The following is a 25,115-nucleotide window of genomic DNA, read 5'->3' as shown; positions in this document are numbered from 1 at the left end:
TAGGGTTTGCGCTGATTTGCCAGCCTAGTGACCTTGTGTGCAACATTTACAGAGGCATATTTATGCAAATATACGCATAATGCTGACACAAATATGTAATATATCTAAATAGTAGAATTCAGGTGGTAAATAGAGTGTAAGTAATCTTGATTTGAGCTGTATCAAAAGGCTTTGTAGGCAAGGATATGGTGTAGCAGAATTGATTTTATCGATATTCTTTTTGTTTCTTGTAAAAGTAGGGCTAAGGGATTAGTTTTAATCTCAGATATGAAATAATTAGGCTTAAATATGGATCGCGATTTGACTTGTACCGATAAAGTTTTTTGTAGCCAATGTGCTGATATTAATCAGTTAGATTTTGATTTCACCATGGCCTTTCAGCCCATAGTGAATTGTCGAACTCAGCAGATTTTTGGTTATGAGGCATTGGTGCGTGGACTGGATAATGAGTCTGCTGGCTCGATCATCGCTAAGGTCAATGATGACAATCGCTATTTATTCGACCAAATGTGTCGCGTTAAAGCGATTTCGTTAGCGGCAGAGTTGGGCCTAGACAGCATGCTGAGCATTAACTTTTTACCCAATGCGATTTATCAGCCTGAGCGATGCATACGAACAACGCTAGAGGCGGCGAAAAAATATGGTTTTCCGACCGAACGGATCATGTTCGAGTTTACTGAGGTTGAAAAAATTGACGATAGTGATCACGTTAAGCGTATCGTTAACTATTATCACAAGCTAGGCTTTATTACCGCCATTGATGATTTTGGCTCAGGTTACTCGGGATTAAATTTAATCGCGAATTTTCAAACCAATATTATTAAGCTCGACATGGAGCTGGTGCGTCATATTGACCAAGACAAACCCCGTCAATCAATCGTTAAACACTGCCTTGCCATGTTTAGTGACTTAGGCATGACGCCCTTAGCAGAGGGCATTGAAACGGAACAAGAATATCATTTATTAAAAGGGCTTGGCATTGAATTGATGCAGGGCTACTTTTTTGCCAAGCCCGGGTTTGAGTGTTTACCGCCAGTGGATTTTGCTAGTTTAATGGCCCAAGCTAGCTAAGGTCATCTCTTTGTTTCCCCAATTTAAAATTGGCCATTGCGTGCGCCGGGCATGCTCGGTTAGTTGTTGGCAAGGGTTGACTAAATAGGTTTGATCAGCGTATTCACACAAGGGTAAATCATTAATCGAGTCGGTAAAGAAATGCACTTCGCCATGGTGTTCCGGCCTGTTGGCTAGCCATTCTTTGATGCGCGCCACTTTGCCTTCTCTAAAACTGGGGATCCCTTGAATTTCGTGGGTATACCTTTGATTGACCACTTTTAGTTCAATACCCATGGCTTGAGAGATACCAATTTCTTGTGCCACCGCCTGCACGATAAAATCGACCGAGGCGGAAATAATTAAGGTGGCGATATTATCGCGGTGTAAATTTTCAATCAGACGCTGTGCCTCGGGGTAGAGCTTAGGTAGCACCCTTTCCTGTACACAGCGCTTGGCAAGCTGATGAACTTGCGCCACGGGCACATCTTTTAATGGCACCATGACAAATTCAAGGTATTGCGCCATATCAAGCGTGCCATTAGCGTATTGGCTCATCAGGGCGCGATCGTTGGCGACAAAGTCGGGATCAGTAGCAATGCCGTTATCGGCCAAAAACTCACTCCAAATCATGGCGCAGTCACCATTAATTAAGGTGTCGTCTAAATCAAATACATAAATAGGCTGAGTCATCTTAGGCGCTCACTGGTTGAATTTCATTAAGGTTAAACAGTAGCTCAAGTTGACTGCCGTTGGCGAGCAGTCGCTCTGAAGAGCGATTGAGTAAGTCGACTGACAATTCACAGTCGTGTACTTCAACTTGATAGCGAATAACATTACCCAGTAATTGATGCTGCTTGATCACCCCAAGTTGTGGTGAAGAGATATGGGGCTCGTAGTGGCGACCGGCTTCTTTCACGTAAATCGATTCTGGGCGAATGGCGACCTTATGAGGCGTGTCTAAATTAAACAATTGCTTAGCCGCACTGGCTGACACTAGATTAGTGTTACCCATAAATTGCGCGACAAACTCATTAGCAGGTTGCGTGTAGATTTGCTCTGGTGAGCCTTGTTGCACAATTTTCCCTTGATTCATCAAAAAGATCCGGTCCGATAGGATCATCGCTTCTTCTTGATCGTGAGTGACAAATATTGTGGTGAGGTTGAGCTCGGTTTGAATGTCTCTAATTTGTTGGCGTAAATGCTTACGAATTTTCGCGTCTAGTGCTGATAATGGCTCATCAAGTAATAAAATACGTGGTTTAACCACTAAGGCGCGCGCTAAGGCAACACGCTGGCGCTGGCCACCGGAAAGTTGGTGTGGGTAGTGTTTTTCTTTGCCTTTTAATGCCACTAACTCAATAACTTGCTGCACTTGGGTTTGTATTTCTTGCTGCCCCATGCCTTTCATTTTCAAGCCAAAAGCAATGTTTTCGGCGGTGGTCATATTGGGAAACAAGGCATAAGACTGAAACACCATGCCAATGCCACGCTGTTGCGGCGAATGATGAGTAATGTTTTCACCATTCACCCAAATTTCGCCGCCGTCAACCGGATTTAGCCCGGCCAAGCTGCGCAGCAAGGTGGATTTACCACAGCCACTGGGGCCTAGTAGGGTAACAAACTCGCCTTGCTCGACAGTGAAATGGATATCGTTAAATACGGTATTGTCACCAAAGCGTTTGGTGAGTTGGGTAACGTTTACGTAGCTCATAGTATTAGGCTCATTCTGAAATGGCGGCTGGTTTGGCGCTGAATCGACTGGCCAACCAAGTGAGAAGAAATACAAACAAGAAATAGGTCATGACTAACGCAGAAGTAAAGTGACCACTGGTTTGACGCATGTTGTATAAGTAAATTTGTAAGGTTTCATAGCGCGTGCCTACCAGTAGGTTGGCAAACACAAACTCGCCGAGTAAAAAAGAGAAGGACAAAAACAGCGAAGCCAATAAGCCTTTTTTAAGGTTCGGCAGTACGATCAACCAAAATGCCTGAAATGTGCTGGCACCCAGTAAGTGAGCCGCGTCCATTAAATCGTTTAAATGAATAGCACTAAAGCTATTGGCTATCGCGCGATACATAAAGGGCAGGGCAATCGTGAAGTAAGTGCCAATTAAGATCCAAGGCGTGCCGACAATCGGCCAAGCGCTGTCTGCATATAGTTGTAATAACCCCACTGACGACACCACAGGCGGCACAGCAAAGGGCAGCAAAATGAGCAGGTTCATGAGTTTGTCGAGTTTAGGAAAGTAGTAAAACACGACAAAAATGGCTGGGATCACCAAAATAGCACTGAGGGCGAGTGAGGCACTGCAAATTAATAGCGAGCGACCAAACGCGGCTAAAAAGCGTGGATCACTGAGTAATTGGCCATACCAGTCAAGGGTGAAACCATCAGGTAAAATTGTCGCTCCCCAGCTTGATGAAAGGGAATAGACTAAGGTAGCCAAAATAGGCAGCAACATCACCGAGACAATGCCATAAACCACGGTTTTATGCCAAATAGCACTGTGATTAGAATTAACGTTAGCTTTTGGCATGGTAGCTCCTTGCGATTAGCCATTGGTTAATAAGGGTAATAAAGGCGAGGATTAACATCAGTACCATGGATATGGCGGCAGCTAAATTCGGCTCAAGAAACAAATCACCTGATACCAAGCTGGCGATGCGCACGGTGACCACGTTGTAATTGCCTGACGTTAGCGCGTAAACACTGGCATAAGCGCCAATGGCGTTAGCAATTAATATGATCAAGGTACCTAGCAAAGCAGGAGACAGCACCGGTAGCGCGATGCGGCGCCAATATTGCCAGCTGCTTGCGCCAAGTAGTGCGGCGGCGTCTTGCCAATCGTCCTTTAGGGCATCAAATGCGGGGTATAGCAGTAGCACTGCCAGTGGTATTTGAAAATACACATACATGGCCAGCAGGCCCCATTGTCCATACAGGTTAAAGCTATCAATCAAGCCATATTGTTTTAATAACAGAGTCAGTGCGCCATTGACTCCCAGAATAATGATAAAGGCGAAGGCCAGTGGCACGCCGGCAAAGTTACTACTCATATTGGTAAAGGCGATTACGCCATCCCGTATTTTGCTGTTGATTCGGCGCAGTGACGACACCAGTAACACCGCGATGGCTAGGCCAATTACGCTCGACCAAGTCGCTAACCACAAACTGTTGCGAAAGCCTTGTTGAATAAAAGATGAATTAAAGATTTCGTGGTAATGATCCAGCGACCAACTTTGCTCTACTAAAAAGCTGTTCACCACCACCCACAACATAGGGGCAAGTTGGAATAGGTAAAAGAACACCGCAAAAGGCAGTAAACATAAGCCGGGTTTGAGTAGCTTAAGCCATTTAACTTTAGTTTGCTGGCGTAATCGGGGTTGAGTATTAATGACGCTGCTAGTCATAACGCAAGCTCTCTTTTGGGTAAGGTTTTTGATGGTCAAGGCCGAGTAACTCGCAGCATAAACCGCAAATATCGGTTTGCTTGATATGTGCGCCGTGGTGAGCGAATGCTGAGCCGATCATAAATAAGGGCACTTCGCGCTCTTCGGGTAGTGTTCCGCCGTGGCTGCGGTCATTGTTCATGCCGTGATCACTGGTAACCAGTACTTGATAGCCATCTGCTAGCCAAAGATCAATAAAGTGCGACAACAGTACATCGGCATGGCGTGCACTGTTGCGATATTGCGACGAGTCTAAACCAAATTTGTGGCCGGCATCGTCGATATTCATCGGGTGGATCAACAGAAAGTTTGGCTGATGGCTAAGGCGTAACTGTTCGGCATCTAAAAATACCGCTTCATCAGGGTAATGGTCCCATTGGTAAAAGCAGCCGTGTTGGATATTGAGAGTTTCGTCTTGGGTAAAGCGATCGCGAACGGCTTGATAAGGTGCGCGATTGTATAACTCACTGACCCAATGATAGGCCGCTGCGGCAGTGCGCAGGCCTTGGTTTTTAGCCAAACTGAATATAGAGTCGTGTTTAGAGCGTCGAACGATATGATTGCTGACAATGCCGCTGTCAATGGGGCGCACTCCAGTTAACAAGCATTCATATAGCGGCCGAGAGAGTGACGGCAATTCACTTTGAATAGGAGAAAGGCTAGCGCGTTGTTGCTCAATTAAGCCATTTAAATAACCCATGCAATCATGAGCGACTTGGTAATTGAGTCCATCAAGCACCACTAAGATCACTTTATTGCTAATATTATTGTTCATATTGTTATTCATAATTGCATTTCTAATGCGGGCGATGTGACTGATGACGAATGTGTAAAAACAAAAAATTGGCTGCGAGCTGATTGAGCTGCGCAGCCTAGCATTAGGTGATGGTCACCTTATTGCTGGTGGATCAACACGCTTTCTTGCCATTGACGTGGCAGTTTACGCGCTGACTTTTCCCATGCGCTGAAATCAGATACCGGGTGGACATTGGTGTATTGATTGCTGGCAATTAATTTGTCTTGAATGTCTTTTGGTAAAGTCACGCTGCTACGGATTGGGCGAGCGTAACCTTGAGCGAGGTTAATTTGACCTTGGTCGCTGAAAATGTATTCGCGCGCAAGCTTCGCTGCATTCGGATTTTTCGCGTATTTATTGATGATAGTGGTGTAACCAGAGATCACTGAGCCATCTTGTGGGATGGTCACGCTAAAGCGGCTGCGGTCAATTTGGTCGCGGTAGTTTAGGGCATTAAAGTCCCATAACACCGCCACTTCTACTTCGCCTTTTTCTAAGTTAGCAATACTTGGGTCGGTGTAAGATAACCGGCCTTGCTTGGCTAGCTTGGCAAAAAATTCGATAGCAGGATCAAGGTTTGTTTCGTCACCGCCATTGGCAAAAGCAGCCGCTAATACTGCATTATTAGCTTGCGCAGCAACGCCAACATCACCAATACTGATTTTGTACTTACCAGTTAGTAAGTCGTTCCAAGTGGTCGGCGCTTTTTCGACTAAATTATTATTAGTGATGAAAGAGATGGTGCCGGTGTAAGCCAGTGCCCAGTGGCCATCCTGGTCTTTGGCCCAATCAGGAATGTCGTCCCAAGTGCTTGGTTTGTAAGCTTGGGTGACGCCTTTTTTCACTGCGACGCGAGCAAATGCAAAGCCTACATCACCGATATCTGCCGTAGCATTATTTTTTTCGGCTTCGAATTTGGCAATTTCTTGCGCAGAGCTCATGTCCGTATCTTGATGCTTAATTGCGTGCATCGCTTCAAGATCGCGCCAAGTGTCTTTCCAGTTTGCCCAGCTGTCAGGCATACCAACGCTGTAAAGTTGGCCTTCTTGTTGTGCTGCTTTGATTAACGCTTCAATTTTAGTATTGCTGTCAGCGAATACCGATGTAGATAAAGTGGCCGCCAATAGGGTGGCGCCCGTTAGCAAGGTTTTCATTGTTACATCCTTCTGGACTAGGTCAGTGAGTTCGAGAGTTATGCTAAGCATCCAATATGAAGATTTGGTGTAATAAAGTTGACAGTTATAGTGTTTTTTTGTGTCGTTTTTATTTCAATTGAATGGTTATTCACAAAAACTATTCTTGTCATTAATTTGTTATTTAAGTTAGTTAAGGTGTCATTTTTGTTTGATAAATTGGAATAGACCAATCGTGACTTCGTTAAACGTTTCTTATTCTATGAGTGAGCAAACACACCCCATGCCCATGACTCAGCTGAGTAAAATAAAGGGTTCTTTACGTGAACAAATTACCGCCGGTGAATTAACCGCTCAGCATAAATTGCCTTCGGAACGGGCTTTAAGCGAATTGTTTTCAACCACTAGAATCACCGTTAAAGACGCCTTAGTCGCCCTTGAAACGGAAGGGGTTATATATCGAGAAGAGCGCCGCGGCTGGTTTGTGTCGCCACCTCGTATCCAATACAACCCGCTTTCGCGTAGCCATTTTCATCAAATGATCCAACAGCAAAATCGTGTGGCAAAAACGCAATTACTGTCAGTGCGCAGTGTGATGGCGTCGCAACAATATGCGGTAGCCCTAGAGGTGGATAGGTTAACGCCGATCCATATTGTTGAGCGACTACGCTCAATCGATGGTCGGGCGGTATTGTTTGTGGAAAACTGCTTAATTGCGCGATTATTTCCTGGTGTGTTAGAGCAAGACTTGACGGGCTCGCTCACTTATTTATACCAAGAAAAATTCAATTATGTGACTACGCGTTCGCGCTTTGATGTCGTGCCCAGCGCCGCCCCTAGCCATGTTGCTAAGGCGCTTAATTTAGCGGCGGGGCAGCAAGTTCTGAAAATATGCCGAGTGAATTATAAACAAGATGGCGAGCTAATGGATTGTGAGTTTGAATATTGGCGTCCCGATGCAGTGCAAATTTCAATAGATAGCCACGGTTAACGCGTACCCTTTAAATAGGCTTGTCGTAGTGGCTCATCAAATTTTTCAATAGCGTAGCGCAGCATAGTGCGCGGCATGTTTGTGTAGTGCTGATCTAAAAAAGCTAACTCAGTTGCTAAATCGCGCTTACCGATTTCACGCAGCATCCAGCCGATGGCCTTATGCATTAAATCATGGGGATGTTGCAATAAGTGCGCGGCTAGGTCTAAGGTGAGCTGATATCGACCTTGTTTGATAAAAGCAAAGCTGCTCATCACGGCAATACGCTGTGACCAAAGCTGCTCACTGTTAGCCATTGTCCAAAGTAATTGCGTATCTTTATCTAATAGCCAAGTGCCGAGTAAATAGGGCGCTGAGCCATCAACCAGATCCCAGTTGTTTACTCCTGCCAAATGCGTTAAATAGAAATCGATGATGGCGTGTTGTGTATCAGTATCGCCTTTTTCAAACTGTAACCGCAGTATGAATAGGGCTAATAAACGTTGTTCATGAATGGGGGACGTAATAAGTATTTCAACTTTATTTAAAGGTAGCTGACGATACTTTTTTGCTAATTTGCGCAGTGGCGGTACACGAATGCCCCAAAACTGGTCGCCTTCCCCATACCCGCCTGGGAATGCCTTAAAGAACTGCGGAAAAAAAGCAGCTTTCTCTGGCTCAATATGTTGTTTTAGCTCGTTTAGTAAGGCATCCATTGCTTCTTCCTTTGGCAGGTTAAAATTATTAGGTCAAGGTTGGATAAATAAGCGTTTTCGAGTAACTAATAATCCTGATTATTACTTGATTTTGTTTTTATTTAAATTGGTTTATTTGTTAATCTCGAGCTTGTTGTGAATTTTTTGTCAAACGCTAGGTTGTTCTGTTTATTATTTTCCCTGTCCGACTTAATTCATATTACCGCTGACAACTGATACTAATACCATAAGGATATAGCAATGAAAGACGTTATTACGATGGCGGGTAATTTTACCTCCCATTCAATTTGGAACGTTTCTGAAGGTGAGACCTTGATCCCCATTTTGGGTTATTTAGACCATGAAGGTAAAACCCCAATGAAGCGTTTAGCGATGGGCTCTGCTGATGCGATTGCAATGGGCGAACGAAGCTTAAGCGAGCTATCGAATGAATATAAGGGCGCGACCTTTATTAAAGATGGTTATGTTACGTTGGATTCGGGGCGTACCGACTCACTTATTGTCGATGTTAAGTTTACAGAAGATCCTAAAAAATCAGTTCAGTTTTTGTTGCCATACCGTAACGCGAATCATGAGTTGGGTTTTGCTATACATCGTTTAAAAGTTAGCGGCCTAGAAGGCTTTGCGCCAGAGGATGTTGAGTGGATTTCAACGGCGTTTTTTGCTGGATTAGAATCCCACGAGCAAGGTGGTAAAATTTGGGCTGAGCAATATGAAGATCAAGCTGGCAATGGCTCTGGCTATGAAGGAGAAGGAAGCGTGACGTTTTCGCCTGAAGAGTTTGACCGACTTAAGCAAGCGCCGTTTTTGATCTTTTTCTTGGTAGCAGCGGCAGATGGTAAAGTTGATAAAAAAGAGATGAAACAGTTTGCCGATGTCCTAACCCATCCTGACTTTCTCGCAAATCAAACGATGAATCGAATTATTACCAATATTATGGGTGAATTGCCTGAACAGCTGATGAAACTGTTAAGTCAAGAGTTCGATTTTATGGAAGAGCTGGCGGCTTTGAAAGTCATTGTTGAGCAAAACCTGAGTGAGTCGCAAGCTAATGAATTTAAGGTGGCTTTACTGATGATGGGCAAGTTGATAGCAGAGGCTTCAGGTGGTTTCTTTGGCTTTGGTAGTAAGATCAGTAAACAAGAGAAAGCAGCTTTGGCAGCAATCGCCATTTGTTTGGATATCCAGCTGTAGCGCGGGTTCGTTTAAGTGAGGTTGGCGCATATCGGGACTATACCTCAATTTTATAGCATTGAGCTTGTGGCGTATAAACTATACCCAATCAACCTGGAGATGCTTGATTTTAGGCATCTTCAAGTTGATTGGGTATATAAGTCGCTTAATGCTTTTTTGACCCAAAATATGTATCTTAGTGTTCTATCAAATCATTGTGTATTTTTTATCTCAAACATATATTTATTTGGAGTGTAACCATGACTATCTCTTCTCATATTGAACGTTTTTATGATTTGCCAATTGAGCAGTTTGACGCCGACAAAGGGGTGCAAAATGCAAATGCTGCAATACGCCTTGAAGTAGATTACGATGCCGCGGAAGATGGCGCTGAAATGATTGATGTACTAGCGCGTTTGATTAATGACCCAAAAGTGAATCAAATCCAAGCTTTGATACTTGGCTGTTGGGAAGAGGCTTATGAAAATGATGCTGGTATATACGTGGACTTTTTGGTTGAGCACGCCGCGGCTTTAAGTGGCTTAAAGGCCATCTTTATTGGTGAAATGACTTATGAAGAAAATGAAATATCCTGGATTAACCAAGGTAACTACAGCCGCTTTTGGGCGACATTCCCAGCGCTTGAACATTTGCAAATTCGTGGCGCAGAAGGATTAGAATTAGGTGACATCGCCCATTCAAACTTAAAAACCTTGATCATTGAAAGTGGTGGTTTAGGCAGTGATGTGATCGCTGCCGTGGCTAATGCGAAGCTACCCGCACTGGAAACGTTAGGTTTATGGCTCGGTGATGAAAGTTATGGTTGGGATGGTGATATCAGCACGGTGACGCCGCTGATGTCGCAACAACTTTTTCCTAAGCTAACCAGTCTTGCATTAAAAAATAGTGAAATTCAAAATGAAATAGTGGCTGAGTTAGTTAAGAGTGACTTATTAGGCCAATTAACCGACATCGACTTGTCGATGGGGATCATGCTCGATGCTGGCGCTGAGCTACTGATAGCGAATCAAGGCTTATTGGCAGGTAAAAAAATAGACGTGTCGGAAAACTTCCTCTCTGCTGAAGTGGTTGAAAAGCTGCTGGCTTCAGGCTTGGATATTCAAGTTAATGATCAAAAAGAAGCTGACGATGATGGTGACGGTGATGTTTACCGCTACGTGTCTGTTGCTGAATAATGTCAACGGCTAAACCACTTTGGATATTAATTTGTAATCCAGAGAATCGTAGGCAGCATTTGTTTCAACAAGCGCTGCCTAATGATGCCGATTATTTGCTGTTAAGCTATTTGGAATTATTACAAACGCCTCATTTACCTTTATTTTTATCGCAGCGATTAAGGTCTTTTTTGGGACGGCCATGGTTGGTGAAAATCGACTCAGCGGGGGAAAATTTCGCGGTTGAAAAGGCGTTTTTACAGCGCATTAATCCCAATCAATTTGCTCAACTTGCCAACGACAAGGGGCGTTTTCATCATGTTGATAAGTGGTTTTTAGGTTTTAAAAGCTTACTGACTGAAGTTGCCCATGCCATTGAGCAAATAGCGGATGATGTGAATTCGCGATTACAATATCTGAACTCCCCTCGGGCTATTTTAGCGATGGCGGATAAATGGGAGTGCCAGCAGTATTTGCGTCAGCATCAGGTGCCGACGCCTTTGTTGTTTGAGCCAATCAATAACTTACCTGAATTGGTGCAACAAATGCGACAGCGGCGCTGCTATCAAGTGTTTGTAAAAAGCCGTTATGGCTCTTCAGCGTCAGGAGTCATGGCATTAAGGCTAAACCCGAAAACAGGTGATTTGATTGCTAAAACCAGTTTAGAGCGGGTGGTTGATGGTGTTCACTCTCACTTTTATAACTCCCTTAAGGTAAAAACGTATCGCGAGCCAGAACAAATTGCCGAGCTTTTGCAGCAAATTGTTTTGCAGCAAGCTTATGTCGAGGCTTGGGTTCCTAAGCCGCAAATTAATGGGCGTCAGTTTGATTTACGTATCTTGTTGCTTAATGGTAAGGCGGGGCATTACGTGACACGTACCAGCTTAACTCCGATGACTAATTTGCATTTAGGCAATCAACGCGGTGACATATTGGCCCATCATGATGGTGAGCGCATGTTACAGCAAGCATTTGCAGTGGCCGAACAAGCGGCAAGTATTTTTCCTGAAGCGGGTTGCATTGGCGCAGATGTGATTTGTGGTAAGTTGAAGGCGAGGGTGGTTGAATTAAATGGATTTGGTGATTTACTCCCTCGCGTGAGTTATCAAGGGCTCAGTAGTTATCAGGCGCAAGTGAAGGCAATGCAATGTTATTAATTTTTGATTTAGACAATACGCTAATTGACCGTGATAGCGCATTTCAGCAATGCTTAACCGAACTATTTACGACCTTGGGTATTACGCTGGATGAGTCACAGTGGCAAGGAATGTTGCAGCAAGATAATTCGGGTCGCACGCCGCGCGCTGAATTTTGTCAGTATTTGATGGACACTTTTCCAGACTTGCCACAGCAATACGAACAACTTTGGCGTTACTTTGAAATGCTACCCCAATACATCCAGCCAGACTCATCCCTTCAGTCATTATTGGCGTCATTGGGGCAACGCCACTCCTTACATTTGTTAACTAATGGCTCAAGCTTGATGCAACGGGAAAAAATAGCCCAAGCGCAGCTAGCGCCTTATTTTAGCAAAATATTTGTTTCGGCTGAGGTGGGCCTACATAAACCCGATCCTGAGGTGTTCCGTCAATGTATGGCTGGTTTTCATGCTCGTGATTGCGTGATGATTGGTGATGATTTTTCGCGAGACATGGTCCCAGCGAAAAAGTTAGGAATGAAAACAGTGTGGGTTAATGTTGAGAGACAAGTTGAACCTGACATAATCGACTATCAAATCTCGAATGTCGAACTGCTAACTGAGGTGCTTGAGTGATGTCCAGCGGAAGTAATGGTCAAGCGAGTCTGTTAGATGAATCTATTTCATTGAACATGAATCAGATTGTGGGCAGCCACGATATTGTGTTGTTGACCTTAGATACCTTGCGCTTTGATGTGGCGCAAACGTTATTAACTCAAGGCGAGCTGCCGGTGTTAGGCCAGTTTATTAGCGCATGGCAACCTAGGCACAGTCCTGGCAGCTTCACTTACGCGGCTCATCACGCTATTTTTAGTGGTTTTTTCCCTACCCCGATAGATGATCCTCTGGCACCAAGGTTAATGGCGGTAGATTTTCACGGTAGCCGCTCTATCGATAAAAACACACAAGTGTTTCAGCAGGCGACAATCGTGGAAGGTTTGGCCGAGCAAGGTTATCAAACTTTGTGCATTGGCGGCGTTGGCTTTTTTAATAAATTGACGCCCCTTGGTCAAACCTTGCCAAATTTGTTTCAGCATAGCTATTGGTCGGAGCAAACAGGGGTAACGGCACCTGACTCAACCGAGCGGCAAATTGATCAAGCCATACATTTGCTCAAGCAAGCGCCCGTGGCACAAAAGGCGTTTTTATTCATTAACATTTCGGCGATTCATCAGCCTAATTATTTTTACAGTGCTAGGCATCTTGAACAAGGCTGCAAGGAGGATGATCTGCGCTCTCATGGCGCAGCTTTATGTTATGTTGATAACCAGTTACAACGGCTGTTTGATTATTTTAAATCGCGCCGCGACACCTTATTTATATTGTGCTCAGATCACGGTACCTGCTATGGCGAGCAGGGCTATAGTGGCCACCGACTCGCTCATGAAACTGTATGGACTGTACCTTATGCGCAGTTTATTCAGCGCGCCGCGCAATAAGTATTTTTATTGGGATTATTCCCACGCATTTTATAGGCTTTGAGATTTATGAAGAGTAACCCTGTAACGGCGCAGCCAAGTAGTGCAGCGGCAACTGATTTAGCCCAAATATTAGATGGCCCCGTTTATCAAGCTTATGCCTATTCTTATCCCCATAAAACGGCATATCGCCCGTTTGAAGAGCGGGTGGCGTTAGCTCCTTTATGGCAACAAGAAAAGTTAGATGCGCTATTTTTATATGTGCACATTCCTTTTTGTAGTATGCGTTGCGGCTTTTGTAACTTGTTTACCTTAGTTAAGCCTGAAAAAACCTTACCCGATTTATACCTTGATGCGCTTGAGCGGCAAATTAAAGCGTTAACGCCGGTAATAGAGCAAGCGCAGTTTGCTCGCTATGCCATAGGCGGCGGCACGCCAACTTTTTTAACTGAATTACAGTTGGAGCGTTTATTTGATTTAACCGACTTTGCTGGGATGCAGGTCAATACTCCCATCGGTATTGAGACCTCACCAGAAACCATTACGGCGGCAAAAATTCAGCTGTTAACGGAGCGTAACGTTAGTCGTATTAGTATGGGGATCCAATCATTTACCGATCTAGAGGTGAAAAACTTAGCGCGTAAGCAAAGTAAGCAAGAGGTGTTTAAGGCGATTGAAACAATACGTCAGTACAGTCAGGCGGATTTGAACCTTGATTTGATCTATGGCATCGCTGGACAAACGGTTACCTCCTGGCTTCATTCCCTTGAGCAAGCGCTGCAATTTAATCCAGAAGAGCTTTATTTATATCCGTTATACGTAAGAGAAGCAACGGGCCTTGGCAAGGTGAAGCAGCAAGCGCGTTTTGTGCCGGATTTGGCCGATACGGATATGCTGGCTTTGTATCGAGCTGGTCGTGACTTTTTGCTCGCTAATGGCTATCAACAAGTGTCGATGCGCATGTTTAGGCGCACAGATCTGACTGAGTTAGATCTGCCTCATTATTCTTGTCAGGAAGACGGTATGTTAGGGCTGGGAGCCGGTGCTCGCTCATACACTCAAACCTTACACTATTCATCGGAATATGCCGTTGGGCGCCATGGCGTTAAAGATATTATTGGGCATTTTACTCAGCAAACCGAGGCAGACTTTAGCCATGCTCACTACGGCATTAAGTTAACGCTTGATGAACGTAAGCGTCGCTTTGTGATGCAATCGTTATTGATTGCTGATGGGTTAAACCTAAGGGAATATGAGCAACGTTTTAAGCGCAGTGCCTTGGTTGATTTTCCAGCATTAACGACATTAATTAATGCTGGCTTAGTGCAGCAGGCCGGGGCATTACTATTGCTTACCGTAGCGGGGTTTGAGCGAGCTGATAGCATTGGCCCTTGGTTTGCTTCACAAAAAGTAAAACAAGCCATGAGCGAGTATCAATTGCAATGAGGCTAGATATTACCTATCGCGGCCCGTTAGCCAGTTGCAATTACGATTGTGACTACTGTCCTTTTGCCAAAACGTTTGATGACGCCGCTACTCGGGCGAAAGACAAGTTGGCAATTGAGCGGTTTGTTGCTTGGGTTAGTTCGCGACAAGCTAAGGATAGTTTTAGGCTATTATTTACCCCCTGGGGGGAGGCATTAGTACGCAGTTGGTATCGTCAAGCCTTGGTGACACTGTCGCATCTGGAACATGTTGAAAAAGTAGTGATTCAAACCAATATGAGCGTGGCGATAGATTGGTTAAAGCAGGCTAACCTGAACAAGTTAGCCCTGTGGATCACCTATCACCCTAGTGAAATTAGCTTGGCTGATTTTGTTATGAAAACCCAACAACTTGATCGGTTAGGGGTGAGTTATAGTGTCGGTATAGTTGGCACTAAAGAAAATATACCTAAGGCTAAAGCGCTGCGCGAACAACTGCATCCAGAAGTGTATTTATGGGTGAATGCTTATAAAGATCAGCTCGATTATTATCTGCCAGATGAACGTGATTTTTATGCCCAGTTGGATCCTTGGTTTCATCTTAATCAGCAAAATTATTCCAGTTTAAATCGCGAATGTCGTGCCAGTGTGACCAGCTTATCCATGGATGGTGAAGGCTATATTCAGCCGTGCCATTTTGTTAAGCAAAGTTTGGGTAATGTTTACCAACAAGAGTTGCATAGTTTATTGAATCAACATTACTTATGTCCGAATCAAAGCTGTGATTGTTACATTGGCTATCGCCACTTGCCGCACCTGAAGCTAGAAAAAGTATACGGCGACGGGTTGTTGGAGCGGATACCAATAAAGGGATAACCACTACTAAAATTATTCTTTGGGAAGGGCGCGAGGTTAGCGTCTTGTTTATTGAAGTATAAAACCAGCGTAGTAAGTAAAATTTTAGCATCCCAGTTAAGCCAAATAAGCATCAAGGTTGATGCTTATTTGTTTGAAAAGGCTGCTAACTCTTCCATTACGCGACGCTTTATTTCGAGCTGTTGTTCGGCGGCTAAGCCGTAACGTTGACCAAGCTGCTCATAATCTTCTGCGCTAAGAGAAACCGTTAAGCGCGGACGTTTCGGTTTGCGGGTGACGGGTAAATCTAATATATGGCGAATTTGATCTGATGGGCTAATGCCTTCATCTAACGCACTTTTACGGATGCTGTATTGCACTTTTTCATCCATATCAAAAGCCACTTGTACGGCTTTGGCGGCTTTGGCTGATTTTGCCCATTTTTCGGGTAATTTTCTATCTGTCGTCATAATAATTAGTCTTTAGGCCAGAGTTCTGCGATGTCGGTTAAAGGACGCTTTATTGAAAGATATATGTCTGTGTCGCCATTTTCAAATACATATATTTCAATCCAGCGCTGCTCTTGCTCGCCAAACAAAGAAAAGTACTCAAATTGCCGGCCGTGAGACTGGTCTGTATAGGCGGGTGGTTTCGTGCCACGATAATCTTGCTGGTGGTAGTAGCCAACCGTAGCGAAGTCTTGTTGCACATAATTGTTGGCTAAAAAGGCTTGCCATGGGCTGGTTTGAGTTAGTGGCGTAAGGCGTGCTTTGCCGGGCTCATCGAAAATTTCGGAAAAGGCATCCATATCAAATAAGGACTCAACATCCGCACGGCGTAATAGTGTGCTGAGAGTGATATGCTGCTGGTCTTTTTCGTCGATGAGTATAAATACCGGCTCGCGGGCTGCACCTTGGCAAATCAATTGCGCTTGCTGGCGATATTGAAACTCTTGGGTATGAACTTCGCGCACTTCAAATTGCTGGTTACGAAATGATTCAGCCAAACCAAAGCTATCACTCATTTTTAGTAAATCACCCACTTGCAGTTGGTGAGGGCGAGTCAGTTCACGCCCTACTTTTTCAGCAGGCTTGCCAAATAATTTTTTAAAAATATTCATGTTGTCCTCGCGATCACGTCTGTGCGGCAATATCGCCTAGCATAAACAAAAACAGGCGGCCTAAGCCACCTGTTTTACCGGCTGGTATTATTAGCCTTTATTTTTGAGTCTTTCCAACACAGCGTTAGCGCTGCTTTGTTGCTGACCAATGCCGGCTTCTTTCAGCTTGTCTTTAAGTGACTGGTCACCAGACTCTGCTTGCAGTTGCTCTGCGGCCGCTAGTTTGTCATCAAACATGGCTTGCTTTTGCTTAATGCGTTCAAGTGACTCTTTTGCACTTAATAGGCTAGAGTTGCTTGAAGTAAAGCTGTCGGTGATGGCCGCAGTGGCTTTTTGCACACTGTCAGTGGTTTTCACCATGCTCAATTGACGTTGATAATCAGCCAATTGACGCTCGCTCTTCTTGATTAAATCTTTCAAGCGTAAAGCCGCTTTTTCATAGCTACTGTGAGATGTTGTTTGCTCTTGTAGTTCAACTTCAAGTTGCGCAATTTTTTCAGCGACTTCAAGGGCAAGGGCTTCGTTATTTTGGCTTAGTGCTTGTGCCACATAACCTTCGTGCTCTTTAATTTCGCCTTTAACGCGCGCTAGCTCACGGCTTGCTTGCATTTGTTTAGCCATGACTTCAGTTAAATCACGTTTTGCTTTGGTGAGGTGGTTTTCCGCATCACGAATTTCTTGTTCAAAAATACGCGTTGAGTTAGCGTCAATAATCTCTTCTCCAACCTCACGTGCGCCACCACGAACGGCAGTAATAATTTTCTTTAAAATACTCATTTGTCACTCCTTCAAGCGTTTATTTGAGGTAGTCAGCCATTTCGGTAATGACTTCCAAACTGTTATCACTCAGTACGCTGACTTCATGTTCGATATCAGCTAATGTTGAGTGTTCTGATAATGCTCCGAAGATCACATATTTGTGTTCAATTCGGGCGAAAGAAGAAAGCGGCATTGGAATATTCATTTCAAGCATGGCTTCCATCATTTCGGCTTTTTTACCTTCAATGACTTCTTCTTCGCCCCATAAGTAGGAAATACAAAGTATTTGGTCACCGGTTACTGATACGAACACCGGAATTTCTTCACGGCCTTGAATGTCCACTCGCAATACATCAACTTCGCCAGCGATAGGAACACAATCAAAAATTAATCCGGTATCAGACTGATCGGTTAATCCATTTAAATATGTGGCTATCTTATGAATGTTCATACGTCTCCTGTGCGACATAATATGTCTGATGTGTTAACTTTAGGGTGCTAGACATAATATGTCAAGCGCTCTGGTGAGATTTTATTCAAATCAATAAATAATCATTATGGGCTCAAGCTAAAATATCTGCGCCGCTGTGTCAATTTAATTGATTTAACTGCAAATAGCTGGCGATATCTAGCTGAATTGGTAGAGTGAAGAAATTATGCCAAGGTGATGAAGCAGAGAATAATTATATGGATCATTTGACACAAGCCGCCGACAACCATTTACAGCGTTTAGGAGAATTGATTGACCTAAACACATTAACCTCAGAGCAAACCGCGCAGCTTAGGCAAGCCTTTGGCTTAAGCGACTTTATTGCTAGTAGTATCTATAAGCAACCGGAATTATTAGAAGAATGCTTCTCCGGAGGTTTATTTGAGCAAGACAGTCGTTGTGGCAGCATTGCGACTGAGTTAAGCGAACGGCTAGCAGCGTGTCAGGATGAAACCAAGTTACATACCCTATTGCGACAATTTCGTCGCAAGCACATGCTGGTTATCGCTTGGCGAGAATTGCTGGGTAAATCTGATTTATCAGAAAGCTTAGAGCATACCTCTTGCTTAGCCGATGAACTGATTAGTCAAAGTAGTTTATGGCTTTATAACAAGCAATGTAGCGAATTAGGCGAGCCTAGAAGTGAAGACGATGTGGTGCAGCCATTTTATATTTTGGCGATGGGCAAGCTGGGCGGTAAAGAGTTAAACTTTTCTTCTGACATCGACTTGATTTTTACCTTTCCAGAAAATGGCGAAACCCACGGTGGCCGCCGTGAATTATCGAATCAACAGTTTTTTATTCGCCTTGGGCAAAGAGTGATAGCGGCGTTAAATCAAGCCACGGTTGACGGCTTTGTGTTTCGGGTGGATATGCGCCTGCGTCCTTTTGGCGAGTCTGGCCCTTTAGTGATGAGCTTTGCAGCATTTGAAGACTATTATCAGACTCAAGGGCGAGACTGGGAGCGTTACGCCATGGTCAAAGCACGTGTATTAGGCCCACAAACGCCTTACAAAGACGAGCTTGAAACCATGTTGCGTCCTTTTGTATTTCGCCGTTACATTGATTTCAGCGCGATTCAATCTCTGCGTCAAATGAAAGCTATGATCAGTGCCGAGGTGCGTCGTAAAGGCCTTAAAGACAATATTAAATTGGGCGCGGGCGGGATCCGCGAGATTGAGTTTGTGGCCCAAGCGTTTCAGTTGATCCGCGGTGGCCGCGAGCCTTTACTGCAACAAAAGGGCTTGCGACAAACCCTACGCGCACTGATTACCTTAGATGTCATGCCAGAAACGCGCGTTAACACCTTGCTGGAAAGCTATGACTTTTTACGCCGCACTGAAAACGTATTGCAACAAATTGATGACAAGCAAACTCAAACCTTGCCAGACAACGATCTCGACAAGCAGCGTTTGATTACTGCGCTAGGGTATGAAGATTGGGGTGTGTTCTACCAATATCTGAGTCAGGTGATGCTGCAAGTGAATCAAGAGTTTGACTGGGTAGTGGGTGAAAACGACCAAGAAGACTCTGATTTAGACAGTGATATTACAGAGCTTTGGCTCCATGATTTAGAAGAAGATGAAGCGGTAACAGTACTGGAAAAATTTGCACTTAACAGCGAGGATGCGGGTAAGTTTTTCCGTGTTATTACCGACTTTAAAAAAGAAACGCAGCGCCGCGCGGTGGGGCCAAGAGGCCGCGAAAACCTTAAAAAGCTGATGCCTTTGCTAACTTGTAAAGCGCTGGCAAAAGATGCACCGGTCGCTTTAATTGAACGTTTAGTTGAGTTACTGACTAGCGTGATGACGCGCACCGCGTACCTTGAGCTACTTAATGAGAACCATGGCGCGCTGAAACAATTGGTGCGCTTGTGTGATGCTAGCCCGCGTATTGCCGCGCAGTTAGCGCGCCACCCAATCTTGTTAGATGAGCTGCTTGATCCGCAGCATTTGTATAACCCCACGCCGTTTTTAGAATACAAAAGTGATTTACGCCAATACATGCTGCGCATCCCTGAAGAGGACATGGAGCAGCAAATGGAAGGGCTGCGTCAATATAAGCAAATTCAACGCCTGCGTATTTCTGCTGCCGATATAGCTGGAGCATTACCCTTGATGAAAGTGAGCGATCACTTAACCTATCTTGGCGAAGCCATTATGGAATACGTGGTGAATATTGCTTGGCAGCAAATGATCGAAAAATACGGCGAGCCTTCTAACTTGCAAGGCACCGATCGCCGTGGTTTTGCGGTGATAGGCTACGGTAAGTTAGGCGGTATTGAATTGGGTTATGGCTCTGACTTAGATGTGGTGTTCTTACATGACACTGAAGTGTCCGGTTACACCAACGGCAAAAAAGAGATAGATAACAAGCAATTTTATTTACGTCTTGGTCAGCGCATTCTGCATTTATTCAGTACCCGCACTTCCTCTGGTATTTTGTATGAAGTAGACATGCGCTTGCGCCCACAAGGTGATTCAGGCTTATTGGTTAGCTCGATGGCGGCATTTGAGCAATACCTAAAACAAGATGCATGGACATGGGAGCATCAAGCTCTCGTGCGCGCACGTTGTGTGTATGGCGATGCAGAAATAGCTCAAGCCTTTACCGATACGCGGTTGGCTATTTTAGGTCAAACTCGCGACGTTGCTAGCTTAGCCAAAGATGTGGTGGATATGCGCAACAAAATGCGTGCTCATCTGCTGCGCGCCGATGAAACGCAGTTTGATTTAAAACAGTCGCCCGGCGGCATGGTTGATATTGAATTTATTGCGCAATTTTTGGTGCTAGCAAACACCCAGCGACTGCCAGAATTGGCCCATTGGTCTGATAATATCCGTATTTTTGAGACCTGTGTTGAGCAAGGTTTGTTGACCCCGGCACAAGGTGAATTATTGTCGGAAAGCTATTGTCATATCCGTGACGCAGCGCATCGTTTAACTTTGAACCAGCAAACGCGGATTGTGTCAGCCGAGCGCTACAGAGATGATCGCGCTGAGGTGATGGCGTTATGGGATAGTTTGGTGGCTTGCCATTATCCCATCGCGAGTGAATAGAAAATAATGTCTTTACCCAGCAGCGCTAAAGATTAGCTCTGTTGGGCGCACTCCTATCCTAAGTTAGCTTCCCTAGGTTGATATTAAAAAAAATAACAACATCAAATTGGATGGATTAGGTTAGGGGTTGTTAGCTCACAATGTCATGTTACGGTCATTGTTTTACGCTAGCCTTGGCCGCTTTACCAGCTTGGATCCTCTTCTCATGGAATACAGTCTCGATTGCTGCGCAGAAGTTAAACCGCGGCTGAATTGGGCTACCTTACAGTTAGCATTGATTTGCACTCTAAATTACGGTGCTTTGCTGTATTTACTGCCAGTATTATTTTTGGATATGAGTGCTTACTGGTCGTTACCCATTAGCTATTTTTTATGGGCTTACAGTGGTTTGTTGTTAGTTGAAGCGTTAATTAGCCCTTGGGTCGGGCGCACAATTGAACGCATTGGCGCCCGCTGTGTGATGACCTATAGCTCGCTCTTAGGCGCGGTATTGCTGACACTTTTAGCTTGGCTACCTCATCCTGCTCTGGCTCTGGTCGTTATTCCTTTATTAGGTGTGGCTAAGGCAGGGGCTGTTTACGAGGCAAGCTTTGCCTATTGCTTTCGCCGGGTACAGGATGCTGGCAAAGTTATTTTGTTAATTACCTTAATGGCGGGCTTTGCCAGTACGGTGTTTATTCCTCTTGCGCACTTCATCAAGGAGCAGTGGGGCTGGCAATTATGCCTATTGATTTTTGCTATTATTGGCCCCGGCATTTCGTTATGTTTGGCTTGGGCCTTGCCATTGGATCAACAAGCGACGGCGAGTCGTGTTCAGCCTGCTGTTATAGCAAGCTCGAGTTCAAGTCAGCACGCTGCCAGTCAAGCATTACAACTGTGTTTTATTTGCTTTTCTTTAGTTGCATCAGCAGTAACGGCAAATATGTATAGCCTACTCAATGAGCTGCAGATGAATGAAAACTTATTACTGATGGCACTAATGCTGATTGGCCCGGCACAATCGTTAGCACGTTTATTATTCGGTATTTTACACCAGCGCTTAGGTAACAAAGCGGCCTCTATCTGGGTGCTGGCTACTCAGCCTTTGGCATTTTTATGCCTCCCCTTATTGTGGTGGCATCCCGCGGCTATTTTGCTGTTTGCCTTAGCTTTCGGTTTAGCAAACGGTTCGATGACCATGGTTCGAGCCATCAGTATTGCTGATCTTTTTGGACGAGAAGGGTATGCGGCGCGAGCAGGTCGTTTTGCTGCCCCCTCTGGTATTGCTGCTGCGATTGCACCGGGTTTGTTTGCCTCACTTTACGATGTTGGCTTAGCCCTTGAGATTCTATTGCTTATTGGTGCGGTGCTGGCGTTGCTGATGTGGTGGCAATTTGTCCGTAGCTACGCTCTGGCAGGCGTAACTCAAGAATAAAATGAGGTTAAGAGAATAAGATTGAAAAAAAGATGATGTCTGCGTTGACGACCGCGCTAATCCATATCAAACAAGCACGCCCGTTTTGGGGCGTGCTTACATAGCAAATTTTGCCGCTACTTTTTGTACAATGAGGCTTCGCCTTCGGGGCGTGTTTTAAAACGGCGGTGCAGCCACATATATTGCTCGGGCGCGCTGCGCACCATGTCTTCAATCACTTTGTTAGTCGTCGCTGCATCGGCAATATCATCACCAGTAGGGAAGTTTGCTAAAGGCGCCTTAAAGATCATTTTATAGCCTTGGCCGTTGGGTAAGCGCTGCGCAAATGAAGGCAGCACGACGGTGTTTTTTGTGCGCGCTAATGCTGAAGTACCCATCACAGTGGCGGCTTTCTCCACGGCAAAAAACGGCACAAAGGCGCAGCGGCGATTGCCATAATCATGATCCGGTGCATACCAAATCACCTCCCCTTGGCGCAGTGCGCGCACCATGCCGCGAAAGTCACTGCGATCAAGTAAGCTTTTTAAGGCGCGGGTACGGCCCCAATAAAACCAAAAGTCCTGCAGCGGGTTATTGTGTTTACGGTAAATACCAATGCCGGGATGTACCATGCCGCCAATGCGGCCATTCATTTCTAAGGTTAAAAAATGTGCGCCAATTAAAATAACGCCTTTACCTTCATCGAGGGCATTAAATAAGTGTTCTTTGCCTTCCACGACAAAGTGGCGACGCACGCGCCAGTCTGGCCAAAACCAAGCCATGCAAATTTCAAATAGCGCGATGCCGGTATTTTCAAAATTTTGCTTTAGCAAGTCGGCGCGCACGGCATCGGATAATTCAGGAAAGCATAAAGCGAGATTTTGCTGCGCCACTCTACGACGTGATTTCATCAGCTTCATGGCTAAGCGGCCAAGTTTAGCGCCTAGCCAAAGCTGTAGGCGATAAGGCAGCAGTGATAAACAAAACATAGCGCTAATGCCAAGCCATACGCCCCAGTATTTAGGGTGGGCAAAGCGAGGCTCAAGTTGCGGTTTACTCATATAATCAACTTTACAGGTTTAATGGATAGGCAAAAATAGCGGCTTAGTTTAACGAATAATCGGGTTCACTTACATGGAATCTTCTCGTTAACCTCGGCTTAACTTAAGTCTGTCGTTAGTTAATACGGTATGTTTCAGGGGGAACAACGCAAAGAGGCTATGTTAGTCGCGTTGTTGCCGGGAAACATGCTATTTACTTGGCCAGTATTTAGGTTAGTGTGGGTTGGTGTTAGTTTTTTGCGGCCTTATGATACACTTATGGCAGCTAATAGAACGAGAACACGCAATGAAAATTACGCTCCCTGATTTTGATAATGCCAATGTATTAATTGTTGGTGATGTAATGTTAGATCGCTACTGGCATGGTCCAACGGCGCGCATCTCCCCTGAGGCACCGGTTCCGATCGTTAAGGTTGAGCAGATTGAAGACCGGCCTGGCGGGGCGGCTAACGTGGCATTAAACGTGGCGGCACTTGGGGGGAAGGCTAAGCTAATCGGTTTAACGGGCCAAGATGAAGCGGCGGAGACCTTAGCCAGAAAATTAGAAAGTATGCATATTAGTGCAGATTTTGAACGCTTAGCGGGCTTTCCTACCATTACCAAATTACGGGTGATCAGTCGTCATCAACAGTTGATCCGCCTGGACTTTGAAGAAGAGTTTCACGACACGGACCCGGCGCCATTACTTGAGCGCGTGGCACAAAATATTAACTATGCGCCTGTGGTGGTGTTTTCTGATTATGCCAAAGGCGCTTTGGTAGAAATCGCGCAAATGATTAAAACGGCCAAAGCGGTGGGCGCGCACATTTTGGTTGATCCTAAAGGCTCTGATTTTGAGAAATATCGCGGCGCAACGTTATTAACGCCTAATTTCTCAGAATTTGAAGCCGTGGTTGGCCGCTGTAAAACTGATCAACAAATCGTTGAGAAAGGCTTAGCATTGCTCGCTAAGTTCGAGATTAAGGCTATTTTGGTGACTCGCAGTGAACACGGCATGACCTTGATTAAAGATGATCAAACTGTGCTTCATTTACCCGCGCAAGCCAAAGAAGTATTTGATGTGACGGGCGCGGGCGATACCGTGATTTCGGTGTTGGCTTCTGCTTTGTCGTCTGGTGCAACCATTGAAACCTCGTGTGCTCTTGCCAATGCAGCGGCAGGCGTCGTAGTGGGTAAACTTGGTACTTCAACGGTGAGTTTAATCGAGCTAGCTAATGCTGTGTATAGCCAGCAAGAAACTGGTTTTGGTGTGTTATCAGAGCAACAGCTTAAATTGGCTGTGGCGGCCGCGAAAAGTCGTGGTGAAAAGGTGGTGATGACCAATGGCTGTTTTGACATTATTCATGCAGGTCATGTCTCGTATTTAAACAGTGCTCGCGAGTTAGGCGCGCGTTTAATTGTGGCGGTGAATACAGATGAATCAGTGCGAGCATTAAAAGGAGAAGGCCGTCCGGTTAATCCTGTTGACCGTCGTATGGCGGTGCTTGCAGGCCTTGGCGCGGTTGATTGGGTAGTCCCCTTTAGTGAAAACACTCCCCAACGTTTAATTGGTGAGGTATTGCCGGATATTTTAGTAAAAGGCGGTGATTACAAAATAGAACAAATCGCAGGCGGGGCCGAAGTATTAGCGAATGGTGGTGAGGTAAAAGTACTGCAATTTGAAGATGGTTGCTCCACCACTGAAATAATAAAAACCATTCGCAATGAACGCGGCTAAAGGTAGGTGATATTAGGTTATTGAAGCCGAAGATGGTTGCTCCACCACTGAAATAATAAAAACCATTCGCAATGAACGCGGCTAAAGGTAGGTGATATTAGGTTATTGAAGCCGAAGATGGTTGCTCCACCACTGAAATAATAAAAACCATTCGC

The 25,115-nt window shown here is 44.9% G+C and carries 24 protein-coding genes; 12 read left to right on the top strand and 12 right to left on the bottom strand.

All coding sequences use genetic code 11. From position 1 onward, the window contains the following. The first annotated feature begins 288 nt into the window (after positions 1 to 288). Positions 289 to 1,071, top strand: a complete 783-nt coding sequence (locus K6Y31_RS14135; protein WP_233053607.1) for an EAL domain-containing protein — start codon at positions 289 to 291, stop codon at positions 1,069 to 1,071. Here the strand turns inward: K6Y31_RS14135 and K6Y31_RS14130 are convergent. From K6Y31_RS14130 to K6Y31_RS14105, 6 genes are all read right to left on the bottom strand, one after another. After that, positions 1,051 to 1,743 carry an HAD family hydrolase gene (locus tag K6Y31_RS14130; protein WP_233053606.1) on the bottom strand — a complete coding sequence of 231 codons (693 nt, stop codon included), beginning with the start codon at positions 1,741 to 1,743 and terminating at the stop codon, positions 1,051 to 1,053. The two genes, K6Y31_RS14135 and K6Y31_RS14130, sit on opposite strands and share 21 nt — an antisense overlap. A gap of 1 nt (position 1,744) precedes the next feature. Further along, a complete protein-coding gene (locus K6Y31_RS14125) occupies positions 1,745 to 2,764 on the bottom strand; it encodes an ABC transporter ATP-binding protein (protein ID WP_233053605.1) in 1,020 nt (339 codons plus the stop codon). A gap of 10 nt (positions 2,765 to 2,774) precedes the next feature. After that, a complete protein-coding gene (locus tag K6Y31_RS14120; RefSeq protein ID WP_232802374.1) occupies positions 2,775 to 3,590 on the bottom strand; it encodes an ABC transporter permease in 816 nt (271 codons plus the stop codon). Further along, positions 3,577 to 4,464 carry an ABC transporter permease gene (locus K6Y31_RS14115; RefSeq protein ID WP_233053604.1) on the bottom strand — a complete coding sequence of 296 codons (888 nt, stop codon included), beginning with the start codon at positions 4,462 to 4,464 and terminating at the stop codon, positions 3,577 to 3,579. The genes K6Y31_RS14120 and K6Y31_RS14115 overlap by 14 nt, the downstream gene beginning before the upstream one ends. Beyond that, positions 4,457 to 5,278, bottom strand: a complete 822-nt coding sequence (locus K6Y31_RS14110; protein ID WP_233053603.1) for an alkaline phosphatase family protein — start codon at positions 5,276 to 5,278, stop codon at positions 4,457 to 4,459. The genes K6Y31_RS14115 and K6Y31_RS14110 overlap by 8 nt, the downstream gene beginning before the upstream one ends. Before the next feature lie 119 nt (positions 5,279 to 5,397). Further along, on the bottom strand, positions 5,398 to 6,453 hold the full coding sequence (locus K6Y31_RS14105; RefSeq protein ID WP_233053602.1) for an ABC transporter substrate-binding protein: 1,056 nt from the start codon (positions 6,451 to 6,453) through the stop codon (positions 5,398 to 5,400). A 241-nt stretch (positions 6,454 to 6,694) separates the two neighbouring features. On the opposite strand from K6Y31_RS14105, the gene K6Y31_RS14100 reads away from it, so the two are divergent. Beyond that, positions 6,695 to 7,423 carry a UTRA domain-containing protein gene (locus K6Y31_RS14100; protein ID WP_233053601.1) on the top strand — a complete coding sequence of 243 codons (729 nt, stop codon included), beginning with the start codon at positions 6,695 to 6,697 and terminating at the stop codon, positions 7,421 to 7,423. Here K6Y31_RS14100 and K6Y31_RS14095 read toward each other — a convergent pair. Next, a complete protein-coding gene (locus tag K6Y31_RS14095; protein ID WP_233053600.1) occupies positions 7,420 to 8,118 on the bottom strand; it encodes a DNA alkylation repair protein in 699 nt (232 codons plus the stop codon). The genes K6Y31_RS14100 and K6Y31_RS14095 overlap by 4 nt on opposite strands. Positions 8,119 to 8,358: 240 nt before the next feature. On the opposite strand from K6Y31_RS14095, the gene K6Y31_RS14090 reads away from it, so the two are divergent. The 7 genes from K6Y31_RS14090 (at position 8,359) to K6Y31_RS14060 (ending at position 15,382) form a co-directional block, all read left to right on the top strand. Further along, the gene (locus tag K6Y31_RS14090) at positions 8,359 to 9,312 is read left to right on the top strand and encodes a hypothetical protein (protein ID WP_233053599.1); all 954 of its coding nucleotides are present in this window, start codon (positions 8,359 to 8,361) and stop codon (positions 9,310 to 9,312) included. A 239-nt stretch (positions 9,313 to 9,551) separates the two neighbouring features. Continuing rightward, positions 9,552 to 10,487 carry an STM4015 family protein gene (locus tag K6Y31_RS14085; protein ID WP_233053598.1) on the top strand — a complete coding sequence of 312 codons (936 nt, stop codon included), beginning with the start codon at positions 9,552 to 9,554 and terminating at the stop codon, positions 10,485 to 10,487. Beyond that, positions 10,487 to 11,623 carry an STM4014 family protein gene (locus K6Y31_RS14080; protein ID WP_233053597.1) on the top strand — a complete coding sequence of 379 codons (1,137 nt, stop codon included), beginning with the start codon at positions 10,487 to 10,489 and terminating at the stop codon, positions 11,621 to 11,623. The genes K6Y31_RS14085 and K6Y31_RS14080 overlap by 1 nt, the downstream gene beginning before the upstream one ends. Next, a complete protein-coding gene (locus K6Y31_RS14075) occupies positions 11,614 to 12,240 on the top strand; it encodes an HAD family hydrolase (RefSeq protein WP_233053596.1) in 627 nt (208 codons plus the stop codon). The genes K6Y31_RS14080 and K6Y31_RS14075 overlap by 10 nt, the downstream gene beginning before the upstream one ends. Next, positions 12,240 to 13,103: an STM4013/SEN3800 family hydrolase gene (locus K6Y31_RS14070; RefSeq protein WP_233053595.1), complete on the top strand. Its 864-nt coding sequence runs from the start codon at positions 12,240 to 12,242 to the stop codon at positions 13,101 to 13,103. Before K6Y31_RS14075 ends, K6Y31_RS14070 begins: the two co-directional genes overlap by 1 nt. 48 nt (positions 13,104 to 13,151) lie before the next feature. Beyond that, entirely contained in the window at positions 13,152 to 14,528 is a 1,377-nt protein-coding gene (locus K6Y31_RS14065) for an STM4012 family radical SAM protein (protein ID WP_233053594.1), read from the top strand. Continuing rightward, positions 14,525 to 15,382 carry an STM4011 family radical SAM protein gene (locus K6Y31_RS14060; protein ID WP_233053593.1) on the top strand — a complete coding sequence of 286 codons (858 nt, stop codon included), beginning with the start codon at positions 14,525 to 14,527 and terminating at the stop codon, positions 15,380 to 15,382. Before K6Y31_RS14065 ends, K6Y31_RS14060 begins: the two co-directional genes overlap by 4 nt. Before the next feature lie 125 nt (positions 15,383 to 15,507). On the opposite strand, the gene K6Y31_RS14055 is transcribed toward K6Y31_RS14060, so the two are convergent. The 4 genes from K6Y31_RS14055 to K6Y31_RS14040 form a co-directional block, all read right to left on the bottom strand. Then, positions 15,508 to 15,834, bottom strand: a complete 327-nt coding sequence (locus tag K6Y31_RS14055) for a hypothetical protein (protein WP_427901904.1) — start codon at positions 15,832 to 15,834, stop codon at positions 15,508 to 15,510. 2 nt (positions 15,835 to 15,836) lie between these two features. Then, a complete protein-coding gene (locus K6Y31_RS14050; RefSeq protein ID WP_232802298.1) occupies positions 15,837 to 16,481 on the bottom strand; it encodes a hypothetical protein in 645 nt (214 codons plus the stop codon). Between the two features lie 90 nt (positions 16,482 to 16,571). After that, complete coding sequence (locus tag K6Y31_RS14045; RefSeq protein ID WP_233053591.1) at positions 16,572 to 17,258, bottom strand: PspA/IM30 family protein; 687 nt, start codon at positions 17,256 to 17,258, stop codon at positions 16,572 to 16,574. A gap of 19 nt (positions 17,259 to 17,277) precedes the next feature. Continuing rightward, the gene (locus K6Y31_RS14040) at positions 17,278 to 17,691 is read right to left on the bottom strand and encodes a YjfI family protein (protein WP_233053590.1); all 414 of its coding nucleotides are present in this window, start codon (positions 17,689 to 17,691) and stop codon (positions 17,278 to 17,280) included. A 236-nt stretch (positions 17,692 to 17,927) separates the two neighbouring features. On the opposite strand from K6Y31_RS14040, the gene glnE reads away from it, so the two are divergent. Both glnE and K6Y31_RS14030 read left to right on the top strand, forming a co-directional pair. After that, positions 17,928 to 20,789: a bifunctional [glutamate--ammonia ligase]-adenylyl-L-tyrosine phosphorylase/[glutamate--ammonia-ligase] adenylyltransferase gene (glnE, locus tag K6Y31_RS14035; protein ID WP_233053589.1), complete on the top strand. Its 2,862-nt coding sequence runs from the start codon at positions 17,928 to 17,930 to the stop codon at positions 20,787 to 20,789. 205 nt (positions 20,790 to 20,994) lie between these two features. Beyond that, positions 20,995 to 22,203, top strand: coding sequence for an MFS transporter (locus K6Y31_RS14030; protein ID WP_233053588.1), 1,209 nt, complete (start codon positions 20,995 to 20,997; stop codon positions 22,201 to 22,203). Between the two features lie 116 nt (positions 22,204 to 22,319). Here K6Y31_RS14030 and lpxL read toward each other — a convergent pair whose 3' ends face one another. Beyond that, complete coding sequence (gene lpxL, locus K6Y31_RS14025; RefSeq protein ID WP_233053587.1) at positions 22,320 to 23,243, bottom strand: LpxL/LpxP family Kdo(2)-lipid IV(A) lauroyl/palmitoleoyl acyltransferase; 924 nt, start codon at positions 23,241 to 23,243, stop codon at positions 22,320 to 22,322. A gap of 286 nt (positions 23,244 to 23,529) precedes the next feature. On the opposite strand from lpxL, the gene hldE reads away from it, so the two are divergent. Beyond that, positions 23,530 to 24,960, top strand: coding sequence for a bifunctional D-glycero-beta-D-manno-heptose-7-phosphate kinase/D-glycero-beta-D-manno-heptose 1-phosphate adenylyltransferase HldE (gene hldE / locus K6Y31_RS14020; RefSeq protein WP_233053586.1), 1,431 nt, complete (start codon positions 23,530 to 23,532; stop codon positions 24,958 to 24,960). Positions 24,961 to 25,115: the final 155 nt, after the last annotated feature.

This window comes from Motilimonas cestriensis, from assembly GCF_021295315.1.
Lineage (GTDB): Bacteria > Pseudomonadota > Gammaproteobacteria > Enterobacterales > CBDFNC01 > Motilimonas > Motilimonas cestriensis.
The sequence above is the reverse complement of the archived record's forward strand: the minus strand, read 5'-3'. Positions and strand labels throughout refer to the sequence as shown.